At 46.0% G+C, this 19,558-nt stretch carries 19 protein-coding genes; 10 read left to right on the top strand and 9 right to left on the bottom strand.

Going from position 1 to position 19,558, the window contains the following annotated elements:
• The 3 genes from E0496_RS20080 to E0496_RS20070 form a co-directional block, all read left to right on the top strand.
• Nucleotides 1-815: BclA C-terminal domain-containing protein (locus tag E0496_RS20080; protein WP_141503640.1), on the top strand; the 815-nt coding region annotated here is incomplete at its 5' end.
• Between the two features lie 75 nt (nt 816-890).
• Nucleotides 891-1,991: a tetratricopeptide repeat-containing glycosyltransferase family 2 protein gene (locus E0496_RS20075; RefSeq protein WP_141503616.1), complete on the top strand. Its 1,101-nt coding sequence runs from the start codon at nt 891-893 to the stop codon at nt 1,989-1,991.
• A gap of 282 nt (nt 1,992-2,273) precedes the next feature.
• Nucleotides 2,274-2,687 (top strand): organic hydroperoxide resistance protein, encoded by a 414-nt coding sequence (locus E0496_RS20070; protein WP_141503615.1) that lies wholly within the window; start codon nt 2,274-2,276, stop codon nt 2,685-2,687.
• A gap of 151 nt (nt 2,688-2,838) precedes the next feature.
• Here the strand turns inward: E0496_RS20070 and E0496_RS20065 are convergent, their stop codons facing one another.
• From E0496_RS20065 to E0496_RS20045, 5 genes are all read right to left on the bottom strand, one after another.
• Nucleotides 2,839-3,552 carry an aspartate/glutamate racemase family protein gene (locus E0496_RS20065; RefSeq protein WP_141503614.1) on the bottom strand — a complete coding sequence of 238 codons (714 nt, stop codon included), beginning with the start codon at nt 3,550-3,552 and terminating at the stop codon, nt 2,839-2,841.
• A gap of 40 nt (nt 3,553-3,592) precedes the next feature.
• On the bottom strand, nt 3,593-4,663 hold the full coding sequence (locus E0496_RS20060) for a C39 family peptidase (protein WP_141503613.1): 1,071 nt from the start codon (nt 4,661-4,663) through the stop codon (nt 3,593-3,595).
• Between the two features lie 83 nt (nt 4,664-4,746).
• Nucleotides 4,747-6,594 carry an asparagine synthase (glutamine-hydrolyzing) gene (asnB, locus tag E0496_RS20055; RefSeq protein WP_141503612.1) on the bottom strand — a complete coding sequence of 616 codons (1,848 nt, stop codon included), beginning with the start codon at nt 6,592-6,594 and terminating at the stop codon, nt 4,747-4,749.
• 39 nt (nt 6,595-6,633) lie between these two features.
• The gene (locus tag E0496_RS20050) at nt 6,634-8,103 is read right to left on the bottom strand and encodes a UDP-N-acetylmuramoyl-L-alanyl-D-glutamate--2,6-diaminopimelate ligase (RefSeq protein WP_141503611.1); all 1,470 of its coding nucleotides are present in this window, start codon (nt 8,101-8,103) and stop codon (nt 6,634-6,636) included.
• 395 nt (nt 8,104-8,498) lie between these two features.
• A complete protein-coding gene (locus E0496_RS20045) occupies nt 8,499-9,380 on the bottom strand; it encodes a LysR family transcriptional regulator (RefSeq protein WP_141503610.1) in 882 nt (293 codons plus the stop codon).
• A gap of 329 nt (nt 9,381-9,709) precedes the next feature.
• Between E0496_RS20045 and E0496_RS20040 the strand changes: the two genes are divergently transcribed.
• Nucleotides 9,710-9,889, top strand: coding sequence for an aspartyl-phosphate phosphatase Spo0E family protein (locus E0496_RS20040; protein WP_241674901.1), 180 nt, complete (start codon nt 9,710-9,712; stop codon nt 9,887-9,889).
• A gap of 5 nt (nt 9,890-9,894) precedes the next feature.
• Here the strand turns inward: E0496_RS20040 and tadA are convergent, their stop codons facing one another.
• Nucleotides 9,895-10,359, bottom strand: a complete 465-nt coding sequence (tadA, locus tag E0496_RS20035) for a tRNA adenosine(34) deaminase TadA (RefSeq protein ID WP_141503609.1) — start codon at nt 10,357-10,359, stop codon at nt 9,895-9,897.
• Nucleotides 10,360-10,570: 211 nt separating this feature from the next.
• Between tadA and E0496_RS20030 the strand changes: the two genes are divergently transcribed.
• From E0496_RS20030 to rluF, 3 genes are read left to right on the top strand one after another with little or no spacing between them, the layout of a single operon-like run.
• Nucleotides 10,571-12,385, top strand: a complete 1,815-nt coding sequence (locus E0496_RS20030) for an ATP-binding protein (protein WP_241674900.1) — start codon at nt 10,571-10,573, stop codon at nt 12,383-12,385.
• Between the two features lie 46 nt (nt 12,386-12,431).
• On the top strand, nt 12,432-13,220 hold the full coding sequence (locus E0496_RS20025) for an NAD(P)H-binding protein (RefSeq protein ID WP_241674899.1): 789 nt from the start codon (nt 12,432-12,434) through the stop codon (nt 13,218-13,220).
• Between the two features lie 7 nt (nt 13,221-13,227).
• Entirely contained in the window at nt 13,228-13,929 is a 702-nt protein-coding gene (gene rluF, locus E0496_RS20020) for a 23S rRNA pseudouridine(2604) synthase RluF (RefSeq protein WP_141503607.1), read from the top strand.
• 101 nt (nt 13,930-14,030) lie between these two features.
• Here the strand turns inward: rluF and E0496_RS20015 are convergent, their stop codons facing one another.
• Entirely contained in the window at nt 14,031-14,870 is an 840-nt protein-coding gene (locus E0496_RS20015; protein ID WP_139990663.1) for a flagellar motor protein MotB, read from the bottom strand.
• A complete protein-coding gene (gene motA / locus E0496_RS20010) occupies nt 14,854-15,654 on the bottom strand; it encodes a flagellar motor stator protein MotA (protein WP_141503638.1) in 801 nt (266 codons plus the stop codon). Before motA ends, E0496_RS20015 begins: the two co-directional genes overlap by 17 nt.
• A gap of 182 nt (nt 15,655-15,836) precedes the next feature.
• Here motA and E0496_RS20005 point away from each other — a divergent pair, with 182 nt between their 5' ends.
• The gene (locus E0496_RS20005; protein ID WP_141503606.1) at nt 15,837-16,130 is read left to right on the top strand and encodes a hypothetical protein; all 294 of its coding nucleotides are present in this window, start codon (nt 15,837-15,839) and stop codon (nt 16,128-16,130) included.
• Nucleotides 16,131-16,261: 131 nt separating this feature from the next.
• Complete coding sequence (locus E0496_RS20000; RefSeq protein ID WP_141503605.1) at nt 16,262-17,497, top strand: EAL domain-containing protein; 1,236 nt, start codon at nt 16,262-16,264, stop codon at nt 17,495-17,497.
• On the opposite strand, the gene E0496_RS19995 is transcribed toward E0496_RS20000, so the two are convergent.
• Nucleotides 17,494-18,015: a GNAT family N-acetyltransferase gene (locus E0496_RS19995; RefSeq protein ID WP_141503604.1), complete on the bottom strand. Its 522-nt coding sequence runs from the start codon at nt 18,013-18,015 to the stop codon at nt 17,494-17,496. The two genes, E0496_RS20000 and E0496_RS19995, sit on opposite strands and share 4 nt — an antisense overlap.
• 115 nt (nt 18,016-18,130) lie before the next feature.
• On the opposite strand from E0496_RS19995, the gene E0496_RS19990 reads away from it, so the two are divergent.
• Nucleotides 18,131-19,378, top strand: a complete 1,248-nt coding sequence (locus E0496_RS19990; RefSeq protein WP_141503603.1) for an MFS transporter — start codon at nt 18,131-18,133, stop codon at nt 19,376-19,378.
• Nucleotides 19,379-19,558: the final 180 nt, after the last annotated feature.

The raw sequence follows: 19,558 nt of genomic DNA, 5'->3' as shown, positions 1-19,558 counted from the left end.
CAGGCGTGACAGGAGCTACGGGTGGAACTGGAGCAACAGGAACAGCAGGAGCAACCGGAGCAACAGGTGTGACAGGAGCTACGGGTGGAACTGGAGCAACAGGAACAGCAGGAGTAACGGGAGCAACAGGTGTGACAGGAGCTACGGGTGAAACTGGAGCAACAGGAACAGCAGGAGCAACCGGAGCAACAGGCGTGACAGGAGCTACGGGTGGAACTGGAGCAACAGGAACAGCAGGAGCAACCGGAGCAACAGGTGTGACAGGAGCTACGGGTGGAACTGGAGCAACAGGAACAGCAGGAGTAACGGGAGCAACTGGTGTGACAGGAGCTACGGGTGGAACTGGAGCAACCGGAGCAACCGGAGCAACGGGTGCTACAGGTGGAACTGGAGCAACAGGTACTAGCTTAACTGCCGATTCAGCGTTTGCAGCCAATACGACCGGTGGAATTATTGCCGTTATTCTTGGAGGAACCAACGTTCCGCTTCCTAGTTCCCAGAACTTAAGTGCTAACGTGACGGTCAATGGAGCAAATGACACGTTTACGGTTGTTAATGCAGGAAGATACTTTATTAGCTACCAAGTAAACACGACAGCAGCCCTACTTGTCAGCACGCGACTTCTTATTAATGGAGTGGCAAACACAGCGTCTACGATCGCGCCGGTCGTTAGCCTTTCAACCTTTAATAACGATGTTGTAGTCACTTTAACGGCAGGAAGTACCATTACGCTGCAGCTATTCGGATTATTAGGAGCAGCAACTTTGCTAGGTAGCAGTGCGGGTGCAGCATTAACCATTATTCGATTGAGTTAATCAAGCAACAGTAACAGGACAAAAGTACGAGAATATGATGAATCAATCTTATCATCTCGTAGGAGTGTGATGTTGTTGATTTCCATCAGCTTGTGCTTAATTGTCAAAAATGAAGAAGATACGTTAGGGCGGTGTCTTTCCTCTGTGAAAGGCATCGCCGATGAAATTATTATTGTGGACACAGGCTCTACGGATGCAACAAAGCAGGTTGCGGGCGAGTTTACAAATCGTATCGAGCATTTTACATGGATCGATGATTTTGCGGCAGCCCGCAACTTTGCTTTTTCTTTAGCAACCAAGTCTCATATCATGTGGCTGGATGCGGATGACATCTTGAAGGAAACAGACCGAAAGAAGCTAATTGCTTTAAAGAAAAAATTGGATTTAGGTGTTGATTCGGTCTCGATGGAATATCATCTGGCTTTCGATGAATTCGGTAATGTAACTTCCAAATTAAGACGCAACCGAATCGTAAAGCGGGAGCGGGAATTCCAATGGATCGGTCCGGTGCATGAGTATCTTGAAGTGTATGGAAATATATATCATAGCGATGCAGCCGTCACCCATAGCAGTATTCATCATGACAGTGATCGCAACTTAAATATTTATGAGCAGAGATTGGCCAAAGGGGAAATATTTTCTCCGCGCGATTTATTTTATTATGCCAACGAGCTTAAGGATCATGCTAAATTTGAAGCAGCTATCCGGTATTATGATAAGTTCCTGGCAACCGGAAAAGGCTGGATCGAGGATAACGTCGCCTCTTGCAGCAGACTTGCGGATTGTTACAATGAGCTGAAGGAAACCCGAAATATGGTCGATTCCATTTTTCGTTCCTTTCATTATGATAGGCCCCGACCGGAATTTTGCTGTCGATTAGGTTATCACTTCTTGCAGCAGGCAGACTATAAGCTTGCGATTTACTGGTATAAGCAGGCGTTAAGCATGGAGAGAAACGAGGAAAACTGGGGATTTGAAAATCTGGCTTGCTCTACATGGCTGCCAAATTTGCAGCTTTGTGTATGCTATGATCGTATTGGCGAGTATGAAACGGCGAATGAGCATAATGAAAAAGCGGCACAATTTCGGCCAACGGATGAGCGGATTTTAGCAAATCGTGATTACTTAAATAAGCGTTTAGGCAAAAAAACGGATGAAGAGATTATACAGCCTTAACGGTGAAAAGCGGCTGCTCCTGCGAAGGGAGTGAGCTGCTTTTTTGCTTTTAAACGAGAATAATTGACAAGCTTAGTTGAATGTATTATATTATATTTTATAAAACTTAATTGCATAAAATTTAATTATTGTTTTCTCGTAGGTCGCATTAAAGAATAGAACATCAGGATTTGGGTAATAAGAAAGCAAGATGTCTTCATGTATTGGAGAAGACAAAAAGGGAATGAAGTAAGGCAGCAAGGTTCTAAGCATCATAACAAAAACACTCTGGAGGAATTAATTATGCAAAATTTATACACGGCTACAGTAACGGCAACAGGTGGACGGGATGGCAAGCTGGTATCCAGCGACAATATTTTGAATGTAGATGTGCGGGCACCTAAAGAGCTTGGCGGTCAAGGTGGAGCGACGAATCCGGAGCAGCTTTTTGCAGGGGGTTATGCCGCATGTTTTGAGAGTGCGCTTAATGTAGTCAGCCGCATGAAAAAGGTTAAAGTAGAGAAAACCGAGGTCACGGCTCACGTTACGCTGGGTAAGGATGATGGCGGTGGATACGAGCTCGGAGTGAAGCTGGATATTTCGATTGTAGGCGTAGAGCCGGATGTGGCTAAAGAGCTGGTTGAAGCTGCACATCAGGTATGCCCCTATTCAAGAGCTACTCGTGGAAACATTCAGGTAGAGCTTAATTTGATCTAAACCAGTGCAGATAAGTGCATGCAAAAAACGCCAGAGAATCATCTCTGGCGTTTTTATGTGCATTCTTGTCTGAGTATACTTAGTGTAAGCAAAACACAAGGCATGACTTGCAGCAGTTGGGATACGGACTCTTTCTTACGCAAAAGTTGTATTATAGGGAAATACTTTTTTTGCCGGAAAGTTCAATTGATTTCTGTACAAGTACAGCCATAGCGTCTACACAATGGTTTGAAACCTCACCTTGAATAGGAATACAAGATAATTCCGTGCAAGCGATGATGACGCATTGGCACTGGTCTTGATCAAGCAGGTGGCGGATGATTCCCTCGAATTCGGAAGACTCAACGGGTAAATTACGCTTAACCTTATTATAAATGATGTCCATCACATGCTCCTGAATAGGAGCGTCAGGCTCATGCAGCTGCATTTGATAATGATCACAGCCTTTACGGTAGACACCACTGCTGACCGTGCCATTTGTGGCTAAAATACCGACTTTGCAATGCTCGCCATATGTTTCATATATGACTTTGAGCGTCTCGTCGACCATATTAATGATGTTGATGCTCGTCATCTGCTGCATATCGTTATAAAAATAATGCGAAGTATTGCAAGGGATAGCGATATTGGACACGCCTGCTGCTTCGAGCAGCTTCAAATCCTTGGCAACGGCTTCGAGAAAACGATCGCCTTCATTTCTCAAGATCACACCCGTTCGATCAGGCAATGTCGCATGATTGAGGATGACGATATCAATATGCTCTTGATCACGGTCTGCTGCGGTTTGTTCGATAATCATGTCGAAAAATACGGATGTGGCTTTGGGCCCCATACCCCCTATGATACCTAAGCTTTTAGCTTCCATTGTCCAACCTACTTTTATTGAAGTGTTTATTTGAATTGAGTTAGTTACCCACAATCATAGCATGGCTGCCCATTTCGTCATAGCTGTTGAAAAAAGCATCCGCATCGTAAGTAACTTGCCCTTTGAGCGGATTCATGACATGCACGATTCCAACCTCGTAGCCATTTAACACCACGACATGCAGGTTAACCGGGGCCGAGTAGTGTTCGCCAGTGTCATTGAAGTACCAGGCATAGTTTATTTTGGGCGGCGTGAGATCAAGCGTGATCCAAGTCACAACCGGGATGCCTTGATTAAGCTGCTCGATGATTTGTTCCCGCGTACTTCCGCTTATATCAGCGGTACGATTACTACGCCCAACAGCTTCAAAATAAAGGTTAGCTGCGTCAACAATGGGAGGAGCGAAGCTGAAAAAGCCTCCCTTAAGCTCTCTAGGATCTCCCGCATATGCTTTATACGGGTCAGGTCCATAAAGCTTATTGTTCTTGGAGAAAAACGGCTGTTTCGGCAAATAAACATCTGCCATTTCTAATTTATTAGCTTCATAGCCATAGAAATTAAGAACAGCCGTTAACGAAGTGATCTCGCATCCATTAGGCAGCTCAGGCTTCTGCATGACCGTATCGACGTCGAGATAGACCTTCTTAATCATGACCGACCCGTTAGCAGCCATCTCATAATCCTTGATATACCCCGGCATCGGATTGGTAGCCGAGATCTCCAAGTTAGGTGAATCTAATGTGAAGGAATGTTCCTCTTCTGCTAAAGGGTAAGGCACGTTTACTTTCTGTTGTTTCATTGTATAGTCTGTTCCGTAATCAAGCAAACCAGACGTTGCTTGGCCAGCCGCATCGGTCGTAATGGATTCGATAACCGTTGCGCCGCCGTCTTCCATAATCGTAAACACAGCGCCTGGAATCGGCTGTCCGGTTGCTTCAACCGTGTTGACGATAGTCACAGTGCCCTGCTTGATCTGCGGAGTGGGGGAGCCAGTTATTAAAGGCTGCTCCGTAATATTTTTCTCTGTAGAGTTAGTGTCATCTTTGTTAAATAAAGTATATATGAAAAAAATAATACCTAGTAATATCAGTAGTTTTACGATTCTCTTCATGTTGAGTTCCCTTTACTGTATCGCTGTTTTAGATGCTACAGTGCGAAACGGGCTTCATCTGCCAAGGACTTGGAATCCCTCGTTTACGCTTGCTCGAAGAACGTCTTGTGCCAAATAAGGAATACGTACACCGTCCAAATATATCTAGCGTAGTTTTGTTTACCCGCAAAGTGCTCATCCAAATACTTGAGCAGCTCATCCGTATGGAAGAAAAGCTTGGCCCGTTCGGAGACAAACATCTCCTTTACGAGTTTATAATATTTTTCTTGGCGCAACCAGTGCCGGATAGGTACGGGGAAACCAACCTTTGGCCTATTTGCCCATTCCTCTGGCAATACTTCTTTCGCAGCCGTGCGTAAGGCGTACTTGGTCTGACTGGGATGAACACGGAGCTCCGTGGGTAGTTTTGACGCGAGCGTCATCACTTCTTTATCCAAAAAGGGTACGCGCAGCTCGATCGAATGCGCGAGGCTCATCTTATCTGCCTTAAGCAGAATGTCGCCCGGAAGCCAAAGCTTTAAATCGACATATTGCATTTTCGTAATATCGTCCTTGCCGCGTATCTGTTTATAAACCTGATCGGTGATGCTCCTTACAGAAGGTCCTTGCTTGTAGTCGTCTTTCAATAACGCTAGCGCATCCGTCTCGTCAAAGACATGGGCCTGTCCGATAAAGCGTTCCTCTACCCGCTGCCCTCCTTTTTTGACGAAGGAGGTGATTCGGTTTTTGGGCAGTTTGCTACTGATTAGGGAGAGTGACCGCCGCACAACAAAAGGCAATATCTTATATTTTTTCATGGCAGGTGTTGTATCATACCAGTCGTATCCGCCGAAGATTTCGTCTGCGCCTTCTCCTGAGAGCACAACCGTTACATGCTTGCTAGCTAGCTCTGCTAGGAAGTATAAGGGCACGGAGGAGGGATTCGACTGAGGCTCATCCATATGATATTGAATCGTGGGCAGCATCTCGAAGCATTCGTCTGCCGTGACTAGCTTCTTATGGTTGTCTATGTTCAAAATATCGGATAAATCCTTGGCCAGATTTGTTTCGTTAAAGTTGCCCTCATAGTCCTGAAAGCCGACAGAAAACGTTTTGTTTGGCTTTAATAAGGCTGTGATGTAGCTCGAATCAATGCCGCCGGACAAAAAGGAGCCAACCTTTACATCGCTGATTTGGTGATAATCAACGGAATCCTTTATCGTGCTTTTAATCTGATCGACGTAGTAGGAAAGACTGTTCTCTTCTGCTTCAAAGTTTGCATCCCAGTAAGGCTGTATAGAAAGGGAGCCTTTATTGTAGATCATATAATGGCCAGGTTTCAGCTTAAAGACGCCTTTAAAAAACGTTTCATCCATCACGGAATATTGAAAGGTGAGATAGGGCTTCAGCGCGTCCTTGTTCAGTTCTTTCTTGAAGGCGGGCTGCTTGAGGAAGGCTTTGATTTCAGAACCGAACAGGAAGGATTCATCCGATGTATTTTGAGTGTAATAAAGCGGTTTGATGCCAAAGTGATCTCTGGCGAGGAACATCGTCTCCTTGTTCGTATCCCAAATGGCAAAAGCAAACATGCCCCGGAGCTTCTGAAGAAGCTCGACTCCGTACTCTTCGTAAGCATGAATAATGACTTCGCTATCCGTATGGCTTTCGAAGGTATGCCCTCTTTGAAGAAGCTCTTCCCTGAGTTCTTGGTAATTATATATTTCGCCGTTGAAGACAAGCACGCAGCTTTTGTCCTCGTTGTACATCGGCTGGCTGGCCACCTCAGACATATCAATAATTTTCAAACGCCTGAATCCTAAAGTAACTTCTTCATCTGAGTAGATGCCGCCGCTGTCTGGTCCTCGATGAACGATCGTATCCATCATTTCCTTAATGATGGATACTTGATCAACGTCCAGTCGACTGTCTGCAAATCCTACAAAACCGCACATAAGCAATACCTTTCATTTACTTTATTGTTTAATCCGCTGTCATATTTCTTTTCGTTTGAGCTCTCTAACGATTTCAGCCTCATTGAAGGGGATTTCCGTTTTCCCGATAATTTGCGAGGTTTCATGTCCTTTGCCTGCAATAAGAATGACATCATCCTTCCGGCTGATCTCAATTGCAAAAGCAATAGCGTCTCTTCGATCAACAACCGCTTCATATGCGCCGTTGTATGCTTCGAGACCTTCTACAATTTCCCGGATAATCATCGTGTTGTCCTGCATCTTCGGATTATCCGAGGTAACGACAGAGAAATCCGCAAATGTGGCAGCTACTTCGGCCATCGCTCTGCGTTTCTCTACTCCAGACTCTCCATCCGCGGCATAGACGCCGAATACGAGAATAATTCTACCCTTGGCAAAAGGACGAATCGTCGTTAAGGCTTTCTCTAGGCTGTCTTCCGTATGCGCAAAGTCAACGATGATTTTGGTATCCTCATCCTGATACACAACCTCCAGCCGGCCTTTGATGCCTTCAACCGCCGCAATACCATCTGCGATTTGCTGCAGGCTGAACTGATTGCAATAAGCGGTAGCAATAGCCGCCAAGCTATTATATACGTAGATAGCGCCCGGGAGATTCACCTTAATGGAGATGCTGCCTTTGGGCGTATTCACTGTGTAGGTAGTATAGTCTGCAAAATAGCAGATATCCGTTGCGAAAATGTCGGCCTCTTGCTCGATGGCATAGGTCATCAGCTTCGGCTCCTGATTGCTAAGACGGTCAATCAGAATTTTGCCATGCTTATCGTCGGCGTTAATAATGTTGTAGTCCGTGGTCATAGCGAATAATTTGGCCTTCGCTTCAAAATATTCCTCCATTGTATGGTGCAATTCCAAATGATCGGGCGTCAGGTTCGTAAAAATGCCTGTATTAAAGCTGGAATGCGCTACGCGGTTCAAATTGAGCGCATGCGAAGAAACCTCCATCACGCAATGCTTCGTGTGGGAGTCAATCATTTCGGCAAAGATTTGCTGGAGATTGAGGGATTCAGGCGTCGTATTTTTGTTAGCGAACACTTTGTCTCCAATAACGGTGCCGATCGTGCCGATAATGCCAAGTGATGTTCCGGTCTGTTCAAAGATGGATTGAAGAAAATACGTGGTTGATGTCTTGCCATTCGTTCCGGTTATGCCGATTAGATTCATTTGCTCTGTGGGACGGTCATAGAAGTTAGCTGCAATCTGGGCAAGTGCTTCGCGCGTGTCGGCAACTTGTAGCACCGTTACGCCCGCAGCAACCGGCACATTCTTCTCCAGTACGATGACTGCGGCGCCTAGTTCTTTGGCTTTCTCTATGTACCGATGGCCGTCTACGGTGAATCCGGAAATGGCAACAAATACACCGCCTGGCTTTACCTCGCGGGAGTCATAGGCAACCGAGCTTGCTTCAGTATGTAAATCGCCTTGCACGAGCGTATAACTAAGATCTTTGGTTAGGGAGGTCAATAACATACGATCAGCTCCATTCTAGTGGCCTATTTCTATAGGTAAGGACTATCTTCGCAGAATCTTCTTCGTATCTTCTTTGACGGCTTTGGGCAGCACAAGGTTGCCGCCAGTTGATTCTTGCTACGAAATCCATGGAATTAGAAGCGAATGAGTGCTTTATGATACACAAAGGCACATCCTGACTTCCGAATTTATATTCATTTCATCGAGCTTTATGAATTTTGTTTTAAATAATTTTACTTCATACCTACTTATAATACAAATGGATTTATCCTCATAAATGTGGACGCGAAGGGCTGTTTCCGCCCCATTCTGGCCGGTAAAAAAGCAAAGAGCAGGTGCATAAAATGCACCTGCTCTTTGCTTTAGAATTGGATTGCCAATGCCATGGTCATGTATTAAAAGGCTTGCTTGATAAAGGTATAAAAGGATTGCTCAAGCTCGTTAAGTTTAGTGTTCTTGCGAATAACAAAGCCATTGCTTCTCTTAATTTGCAGGCCTGCCACAGGACGCGTAATAAGTTCGTCATTTGACAAGCTTTTATTTACCGCATAATAAGGCAAGAAGGCAATATGATCGCCACGCCGCACTTCATCCTTAATGGCTTCGAGACTAGGTTTATGTACGATCTCAACGTTTACTTGACTCTGCTTTAGCGCTTGAATCAGGTTGGACTGGATAAAATCGTTTTCGGGAACGAGCAGCCGCTTGTAATTTAAGTCTCTGGCATACAGCATCTTCCGTTTGTTCCAAGGATGCTTAGGTGAAGCAACGAGCAGCATTTCTTCAACAAACAGAGGCTCAATTTCATAGCCATCTTGAATGTAATCATCGGTATCGTATAGTGGCATAATGGCAAAATTGGTTCGTTTTTGCAACAAGTTATTCTGTAATTCGACATAGTCGCATGTATGTAAATGGAACGATTCTTCGGGATATTTGTCGTTAAAGCGACTAATGAGATCAGGCAGCACATACGCGCCCAAATAATTGCTGACAAAGATGTTGAGCGTCTGCGGTGCATCGTGTTGAAGGCGATTGGCGGCTTCTTTGTACAAGGATGTAATTTTTAAAGCATACTCATACAAGATTCTACCCTTTTGCGTTAAAACAACGCTTTTGCCAGAACGGTTGAACAACGCGGTACCATACTGATTTTCAAGTTGCTGGATATGGTTGCTGACGGTGGGCTGTGAGGTATAAAGAATCTTAGCCGTTTCCGTAAAAGAGCGGCAATCGGCCAGCGTCAAAAAGGTTTGAAGCTTATCGGCAGAACTCATTAGGCATGCACTCCACTATAAATAAGTAATTAAGTTAATTATATACCAATTGATTATGATTATCAATATCAATAAATACATGCTCACAATTAACTAGTCTTCCTTACCGAGCTGAGTAAACATTACCAAATTATGATCGATTTTTTTAGTATAAAAGAACTATAAATTGGAATAAATGACTTCATTTTGTCGAATAATGCCCGAAAATTGTCTGCGTCCGTCGACAAGTTTTTACAAACTCCTTATTGGACTCCGAGTATAATAGAAGCATTACCACACGAGTGCTAGATAAGGAGCGTGCCCCGAAGCGAGCTATGGACAAAAAACACTTGCTTAAACAATTGCAGTCGCTGCGGCTAAAGCTTCATGAAATAGCCGAAGCACGCGGCAGTTTGACAGATCCGGATGTTCTGGCGATTAGCGAAGAGGCCGATCAACTTATTGTTGCGTTACAGTATATACAAAGAAATGAGCTAACTCATATCACGATACGCCGCGACAATCTGTAGGAATGCTATTTCTCCCGCAACCGACGGAAAAATTGCTTTAACAGAGATGCGCATTCCGGCTGCAAAATACCACTAGTGAGCTCCGTTTCATGGTTGAAACGGGGCTCTTGCAGTAAGTTCATGAGTGTTCCAGCACAACCGGCTTTAGGATCTGTTGTTCCGTAAACAACACGTTTCACTCGGGATTGAACGATAGCCCCGGCACACATCGGACAAGGCTCCAATGTGACATACAACGTACAATCGAGCAATCTCCAAGCGCCGATGCGATCGCAAGCATCGCGTATGGCGACCATTTCAGCATGCGCGGTCGGATCGAACCGCGTTTCTCTCAAGTTGTAACCTCTTCCAATTATTTCATTATGCCTGACAATAACAGCTCCGATGGGAACCTCGCCGATTTCTTCTGCTTTTTTGGCTTCTGCGATGGCTTCCAGCATCCAATTTTGGTCTTCTAGTTCTTTAATCATGCTTGATAACTCCTTTGAATGGTTATGAATATCCAACGAACAAATATTCTGTTGTTAACATGTAGTGGATAACATTGTGGATAACTCGTGTGATATGCACATAAATACTAACATTTTATTCAGGTCTGTGCACAGCTTCTGTTGATAATGTGTATAAGTTGTTAATAAAATGTTCATGGGCAGAAGGATGTGTCATTCATTGTCAATTAAGATGAAGTTTTCCGTCTTGATTACGCTTATCGTATTAACGTTTTTTATCTTTCATCATATGTTAAGCGAATATTCGATGACTGAGGGCATGAAAGAGCAGGCGCGCCGTTCAATGCAGGATACTTCTATGCATGTGGCCAGCTTTTTTTCCTCACTGGGCGGGAAGTCGGTTAATGTTTCTTCGCCTATTGAAGGGGAGCAGCTAAGCCCGGAAAAGCTTTTCGATATTGTTAAAGCATTAAACCCCAATATAAAGGAAATTACCGTGTTTGAGCAAGATACATTAGCCATCCCTTTTGGCACTTACACCTATATGGATTCCAAAAGCGACTATTCTCTTTTCTCAAATGTGAGGAGTTCGGGCTTTTTGCTGCGCAAAATGCAGATAAATGAACAGTCCTATTTTAGAAGCTACTATACAACGGGACTGAATAATAACTATATTATCAGCATTGTGTACGATAGTGACGGCATTAAACAGCTCATTAGCCAGAAGCGCAATGACGCCTTGATTTACACGGGGATAACCATGCTGCTGGTGCTTATCATCAGTTACTGGATGGTAGGCGTTATGATTAGGCCGTTAAAAGATATTTTATGGAAGGTAAACGAGGTGTCCTCCGTACGGTTTCAGCAGCCGATCCGAATTAAGCGAAAGGATGAGTTTGGCCTGCTGGCACTTAAGGTGAATGCGATGTCGCAAAACTTAAGCATCTATATGAATAAGCTCAGACGTGCCTTCGAGGAAAATCGACGCATGAAGGAACATTTGGAATCTTTTATTAACCATACAAGCGATGCTATTCATCTAAATGATCTCGATGGGAAAATCATTCAGGTTAACCGCGCCTTTGAGCTGCTCTTTGGATATGAGGAGGAAGAGGCGACGGGGCTCGTCTATCCGATTCTTCCTGATACGCACCGCGCGGAGATGAGGCATATGCTGAATCAGCTCTTGCTCGGAAAGGCTCTTCCCGCGCAGGAAACGATGTGCGTAACGAAAACGGGAGAACTGATTCCGGTGAGCGTTACCATCTCGCCAATTCGTGATTCGGATGGAACGATTCGTGCATTTGCAAGCATATCAAGAGATATGCGCAGCCGGAACAAAATGGAGGAGCTGCTTCGCAGATCGGAGAAGCTGACGACGGTTGGACAGCTTGCCGCTGGAGTCGCCCACGAGATTCGAAATCCGCTTACAACGCTGCGCGGGTTTCTGCAGCTGCAGCAGGAGAGCAAGAAGCTTACGCTCTCTCATGTAACGCTTATGCTCTCGGAACTAGACCGCATTAATCTAATTGTAGGGGAGTTTCTTATTCTGGCGAAGCCGCAAGCAACAAGATTCGTGGCTAAGGACGTCAGAAATGTGCTGCAGGATGTTATTGCTTTAATGAACAGTGAAGCGCTGCTCCACAATATTGAATTTCGGATATCCTTTACCGAAGAGGCTTGTCTTATTTCCTGTGAGGAGAATCAATTGAAGCAGGTGTTCATTAATTTGCTCAAGAATGCCATTGAGGCTATGCCAAGCGGAGGCACGATTCATATTTATATCACTTACAAACGGGATTATATATCCATTACGATTACGGATGAGGGCGTGGGAATTCCAGACGAGATGATTCCGAAGATTGGCGATCCTTTTTTTACGGGCAAAGAAACGGGAACGGGCCTCGGCATCATGGTCAGCCAGCGTATTATTAACAGCCACCGCGGAACGCTGGATATCAAAAGCCAGGTTAATGTTGGCACAACGGTACATTTGCAGCTTCCTGCTTTGAAAGAAGAGCCCGAGAGCGGTATACTAGGACAATAAGAAAAAGATCGGAAGCTTGCTGAACAAGCGGAAGGAGACAGGAGACTTGGTATTGGAACCAGATACGATGGAACTTGATCATAAGGGCAGCAAGTCGACCGTTGAATTAGCGGGTTATACTTCTTTGCTTGCAGGAGCAACCGGTCTTATCGGCAGGGCCTTGCTAAAGCAGCTGATTGTGGAACCATCCATAAGCAAAATAACGGTCCTGTCTCGGAGGCCGGTAGCTATGGAAGGACTTGGCCGCCCAAGTGAGCTTGCCAAGGTAGAGGTTATTGTTGCATCTTTGGATGACATGGAGCTTGCATTGGAACAGGTTAAAGTCGATATGGTATTCTGTACGCTCGGCACCACGATCAAGATTGCAAAAACAAAAGAAGCATTCCGGAAGGTCGATTATGAATATCCTCTATCCTTGGCACAGTTCGCAGAACGGACGGATGTTGTGGTGTTTTCTGTCGTCACGGCTATGGGGGCCTCGCAGGACTCTAGATTCTTTTATAGCAGGGTCAAGGGGGAGCTGCAGGATAATCTTGCTAAGCTAAGCATACCGCACATTCAGGTGTTCCAGCCCTCTCTATTGCTGGGTGAGCGTCCGGAGGCACGTCCAGGGGAAGCTCTTGGCGCATGGGTATCGAAAAGCCTACAATTCGCCATGGTCGGTCCTTTGCGCAAATACCGTGCGATCAAGGGGGAGGCAGTTGCCCTTGCTATGCTGTTTGCTGCATTCCAAGCTCTAGGCGCAGCAACTTCGGCAGCAGGCGGCAAGGCATCAGCCATTCAGTATTATCCATCGGACAAAATTGCCGAGCTGGCAGTACATACAACGGGGTGAATCAGCTTTGAGAATCAATAAGTTTATTAGTGAAACAGGATATTGCTCCAGACGCGAGGCAGATAAGCTGGTAGACAGCGGCCGGGTAACCATTAATGGGGTAGCGGCACAGCTGGGAAGCCAGGCGGAGCCAGGCGACGATGTACGTGTTGATGGGCGTAAGATTGGCGAGCAGAAGGGCCATGTCTATATTGCGTTAAATAAGCCAATAGGCATCACTAGCACGACGGAGTTGCATATTAAAGGAAACATTGTCGATTTTGTAGGCCATACAGAGCGGATTTTTCCTATCGGAAGGCTGGATAAGGATTCGGAAGGTTTAATCCTACTAACCAATGACGGAGATATTGTTAATCCGATTCTTCGCTCAGAAGGCAAACACGAGAAGGAATACTTAGTCACGGTGGACAAGCCGGTAACAGAGGCCTTCCTGAAAGGGATGGCGACTGGCGTCCATATTCTTGGCAGCATGACTTTGCCTTGCGTGGTGACGCGAGTGACCGATCGGGTATTCCGGATTATTCTGACGGAGGGTCGCAACCGTCAAATCCGCAGGATGTGTGAGGCGTTTGGTTTTCACGTAAGAAGGCTGCAGCGCCAAAGAATTATGAACATTCATTTGGGCGGATTGCAGGTCGGCAAATGGCGGAATCTCAGCGAAGCGGAGAAGAACGAGCTATTTGAAACGTTAAGCTACGAGCCGGTATAATGAAATGGCTGGATATAGCAGCAAAAAACCTGAGGTTACACGCCAGTTGCGTGTAGCCTCAGGTTTTTTTTGAAATAGAAAACGATATCCGTTCGATCGTGTTATTTCACTGAAATCGATTGCGCGCTCTTCGGATCAGCATAGGTATGCATGATAGATACCTCAACGCGGCGGTTTTTGGATTTGCCCGCAACCGTCTTGTTATCGGCAACCGGACGATATTCGCCGTAACCAATTGCACTGAAGCGTTCAGGCTTCAGCTGTTTATTTTCAAGCAAAATATCCATAAAACGAATGGCCCGCATGGAGCTTAGATCCCAGTTGGACTTGAAGAATACAGTCGAGATTGGCGTGGTGTCCGTATGTCCGGATACGACGACCTCGTAATCTGGATATTGCTGCAGCATCTTGCCGATCGCGATCGCCAGTTCTTTAGATTCGGGCTTGACGGACGCTTGGGCTGGTGCAAATAACGCATTGTCGCTAATCGTAATCATAAGCTGAGAGAGATTGAGCTTAGTTTCGAGATCGGAGGTAAGGCCGTTTTTCTCAATATATGAGTCGATTTTTTTCTTAAGATCCTCAAGATCCTTCTGCTCCTGCTTCATCAGCTCTTCCCGGGCTTTCTCCTCTGCAGACAAATCATTGCTCTCGTCCGTAGGATCCTCCTTCGAGTCGATAACGCCGCCAGTGTCATCCTGCTTTTTCCCATCGTCTTCGCCGGTTTTGACAATTGCGGTCTCCGAAAGGACGCCGCTGCCCGTGCTAAGCGCAATACTGAAGGCTTGGGACATTTCTTCAAACTTCTTAACGTCTACCGAGTTCATGGAGTATAACACGATAAAGAGGGCCAGGAGGAGCGTCAGCAAGTCAGCATATGGAATCAGCCAAGATTCATCAACATGCTCCTCATGTTCCTCATGCCTATGCTTTTTGCTCAACGGCGCCTTCCTCCTTCTCCTTCATCTTCAATCTCTCTGTAGGGGTAAGGAAAACAGACAGCTTCTGATTAATGGCGATCGTGGACACGCCGGATTGAATGGACAGAAGCCCTTCAACCATCATCAGGCGAATTTGAATTTCTCTTTTGGACATGCGCTTAAGTTTATTGGCAATAGGATGCCACAGAACATAACCTGTAAAGATACCAAGCAGGGTAGCGATAAAGGCTCCCGCAATGGCGTGGGCAAGCTTGTTCATGTCACTCATATCTGCAAGCGCGGCAACGAGCCCGACAACCGCACCGAGTACCCCTAGCGTTGGAGCATATGTACCTGCTTGTGTGAAGATCAAAGCGCCAGCTTTGTGGCGATCCTCGGTTGCTGCAATATCTTCCAGCAGAACATCGCGTACGAAGTCTTGGTCATTTCCATCAATAATCATACGCATACCATTGCGAAGGAACGTATCTTCAATTTCATCTACCTTTGCTTCAAGGGCAAGCAAGCCTTCGCGGCGGGTAATGGAAGCCCATTCCATAAAGCGCTGGATTAACTCATCGCGCTGAGGCAGCTTTTGCTCAGTAAATACCATTTTGAACAGCTTGCCGACTTTGGAGAGCTCTGACATTGGGAATGCAATCATAACAGAAGCGATGGTTCCCAAAATAATAATCATAAAAGCAGCAGGGTTTGCAAGAGATGAGAGGTGTGCTCCCTTTAAAACCATGCCTCCTAGTACAGCGACTAATCCTAGCACAAGACCAATAATTGTTGAATTTTTCATCATACACCCCGTCCAATACGATTTCGACATTTCTCTACTTCTTATATTATCGTCAGATGGGTATTCTGAAGTTAGAGTAAATGGAACGATTTGAAGGCAATCGCGTTAAAAATTGATAAAATGCGGTAGAATAGTAGAGAGATGTGTACAAAAATTGACGATGATAAAGGTGGAAAAGGCAAATGGGAGTTAGACATGCAAGGGAATACGCGGATATATTGAAGGATTTGACAGCTGCAGTTGCGGAAATTGATGGGAGCTATACCTTTTTTGAGATGGAGCCTGAGGAATGGGCGGTGCTGCCGAGCGAAGACCGTCATGAAGTAATGGAAGCGCTGGCTGACGACGTTTTTTTTGGTTTGGGCGAGAACCCGGTAATTGAAGTGGGCGAAGGTGTCATTACCTATAATAACAAGCATCATATTATTGAAGTTTCACAGGGTGATAAGGTGACACAAATTATTCGCTTAATCTAAAATTCGACAGTATCCATCTTTTATTGGAAGTAGAGATGTCGGATCTTTACAATTTATGTCGACTCTATTACAATATTATTCAATAAGTATGACAGATAAATTAACGCATATGTAACATAGAGGAGACCGCTATGAAGGAGTGCCAATCATCGTTTCTGCTGCCGAAAACGCTTGGTTTGAACGGTGAAACACTAGCCGCATTTTATCAGCCTATCATAGCGATGGATACGAGACGCATTATAGGCTATGAGGTGCTTGGCCGCGCAGTAAAAGGGAATGCCGTGCGCAGCCTTGGGCCTTTTTTCTGCAATGAGGAAGTTCCGGAAGAGGATCATATTGTGGTAGATCGGCTGCTGCGCGAACAGGCCTTCTCCAAGCTGGCCTCCATGCAGGAGCAGCCGCTGCTGTTCATTAATTTGAAGCCATCTTGGATATACCGCTATGAGGAGAACGGCGAGCTCTATACCTTATCGCTGCTCGATAGATATGGGATTGATCCGAAGCAGATTGTTATAGAGATTACGGAGGAGTCTTTCCTTGGTTCTATGGAGCGGCTGCGGACCGTCGTTGACATTTATCGGTCCAGAGGCTGCATCATTGCTATTGATGATGTAGGCAGCGGTTATAGCAATACGGACCGCATTGCGCAAATTCAGCCTAACCTGCTCAAGATAGATATTCATATGATAAAGAAAAGTGCGACGCATGACGGTTATTTTGGTGTATTGCGCTCCTTCTCTGATTTGGCTGAGCAAATAGGGGCTTCTCTGCTTGTCGAAGGGGTCGAGACGCGTGAAGATTTGGCACGCGCGATTCAAGCTGGGGCGCGTTATGTGCAGGGCTTCATGTTCGCGCGAGCGGAGCCGGAGTTTATGGAGCCGCATTGTTTTGCTCTTGTGATAGAAGCAGAGCTGGAGCAGCGTTTGCTTCATCATTTAGGAACCGAACGTTACTGGCAGCGACAATCCGAACGATTGGCGGAGCAGCTTGTTGAGCTTGTACAGCAGGCGCGCTGCTCAGAACAGAAGGACGAATGGATCGAAAAACTTCTGCCGGAGCTTTATGATCATTGTATTCGGGTGTACCTATGCAACGAGGATGGTATTCAGCTCTCATCCAATTACTATCGTGAAACGGATAGGGACTGGAGGCGCGAAGAACAGTATCGTGGTGCCAACTGGAGCTGGCGTCCTTACTTTGTTCCCAATCTGGTACAGCTGAATGAAAATCGCCGGGCGATCGTCTCACGGGCATACACCGATTTGGATTCGTATGCCTGGATTCGTACCGTTTCGGTATTAGTAGCGCCGGGTCTTATTTTATTTATGGATTTAAAGGATTCGGAGCGGGGGGCTCAGCGTCTCTAGTTCCCACCAGACTCATAGACCATGCAATAACATTCGTAGTCGCCTTGTGGCGTAGAGCGCGTATACGTATCTGTGATTTTAAATCCGGCATGTTCATAGGCGCGCACAGCTCGGACATTCCAAGCAAGCACCTCCAGATCAATCTCGTTCTCTGGCTTGCGCCGCAGTGCTTCCGCTGCAATTAGGCGGATGAAAGTAGGGCCAAGGCCTCTTCCGCAAAGATCCGGCCTTAGTCCAAGTCCGAGCCTTGTGACGCCCGTAATGGGAAAAAATTGAGCATAACCGATCAGCCTATGCTGGTCATCGATAACAGCAGCATATTGCGCAGCGCGCAGGACGGAATCGCCAAATTCGATTCCGTCCTTTTGCATTTGCGCCCATGAAGGCCAATTATAAATAGCATAGCGGTCCTGATAGGACCAACTGCATATTTCCTCCGTATGATGAAGCTCTAGCGGACATATGGTCATGACGAGCGGATTTCGATTATAATGGGTGGAGCTTTGGTTATTGTCCATAAAGAAATAGCCTCCGCGCATATAAGGGTTATGATGATGTGTAAGACGATTGAAATTGATTTATTATAACAGATTGACGCAAGTGGATGGTGCGTTCATAAGGAGAATTACGAGAATGAAGAAATTAATTTGGCTTGGCTGCTTATCCTACTTGATCATAGGAGTTGCTCATGTGGTGGGCGGGTCCATTCTGGAGCAGCTGATCGCTCATTACGGCTTATCTTATAAAGATGGCGGTCAATGGATCATGAATCAGTTTCTCGGATTTTTAGTCGGTGTCTTGCTTGCTCCTTCCATTACAGCCAGAATAGGCAAACGCGGCGCTGTATTGCTAGCTATTGGAGTACTAACAGTAAGTGAGGCGGCTTACAGTCTTCTTCTTCCGTGGGGGTGGATGCTGGCCATTGCTCCGTTCGCGGGAGTTGGCTTTGGCATGACAGAAGCTGTAGTGGGAGCCATGATTATTGATATGGCTAAGAACGGGAAGGCTTCGGCCATGAGCAGGCTGGAAATCTTTTTTGGGGTTGGTGCGTTATTGATTCCGATTGCCGCTGCTTACCTGATCCAACATCAAATCTGGCAGGTTTCTTTTCCTATATTGGCGGCAATGGCAGGAATCACCTTTGTTTTATGGCTAACGATGTCCTTCGGAGAGCTGGACGAGCAGCTTGGTTTTGTCTCACGGAGCGTTAAGGCGGAACAGAATGGGGCTGCGGCACCGCAGGCATTGCTTGCTGCAGACAAGGAGCAAGTCTCCGCTTTTTTTGGATATCCGCGGAAAGCACTGCCTTTTTTGCTGTTATCAGCGTTGTTTTTTATGATTTATGTGGGCATGGAAATGAGTTTCTCTAATTATTTGCCATCGATTTTGACTTCCCGTTCGGGGCTTGGAGAATCCAGTGCGGCTGCTGCGCTGAGCCTTTTCTGGGGCACTATGGTGCTTGGCCGTCTTTTTGCTGGTGTGCTAGCCGACCGGATGGGTTATGCCCGATACTTACTGATCGCGACCGCAGGCGCTTCTGTCATTTTTGTAGGCATGGCTATGCTGGGGCAGTTGAGCTGGCTGCTGGCTATGGTCGCGCTAAGCGGATTGTTTTTCTCCGGTATTTTCGGGATTGCGCTCGTTTATGCCAATGAGCTCATCCCGGGTATGACCGAAAGGACGACGAGCCTTCTCGTTGCATGCGGTGGGCTTGGCGGTGCAATCTTCCCTCGTCTAACCGGCTGGTTCATGGATCAGTACCATGTTCAGTCTACGTTGTGGCTGATATGCGCGCTCGTCGCTCTCCTGCTCCTGCTTCTTGTTGCTATGCTTGTGCTTGGTCGAAGACAGGGTCAGCGTACTGCTTTAAAACAAAATTAAGCGAGCCTCCATATCCCTAAGGATGCGGATGACTATATTGCAGTTGGAGAAGCAGTCTCGATAGATGAAATCGACGGATACGCTAGCAAATGGCGTGTATAACATAAATAATGTAAAAAAAACCTCGCGCCCGCTGATTCAAAAGCGGTTGGCGAGGTTTATTTATAATTATATATAAAA

It is taken from the genome of Paenibacillus luteus (assembly GCF_006542765.1).
GTDB classification, from domain to species: Bacteria; Bacillota; Bacilli; order Paenibacillales; family Paenibacillaceae; genus Pristimantibacillus; species Pristimantibacillus luteus.
The sequence above is the reverse complement of the archived record's forward strand: the minus strand, read 5'-3'. Positions and strand labels throughout refer to the sequence as shown.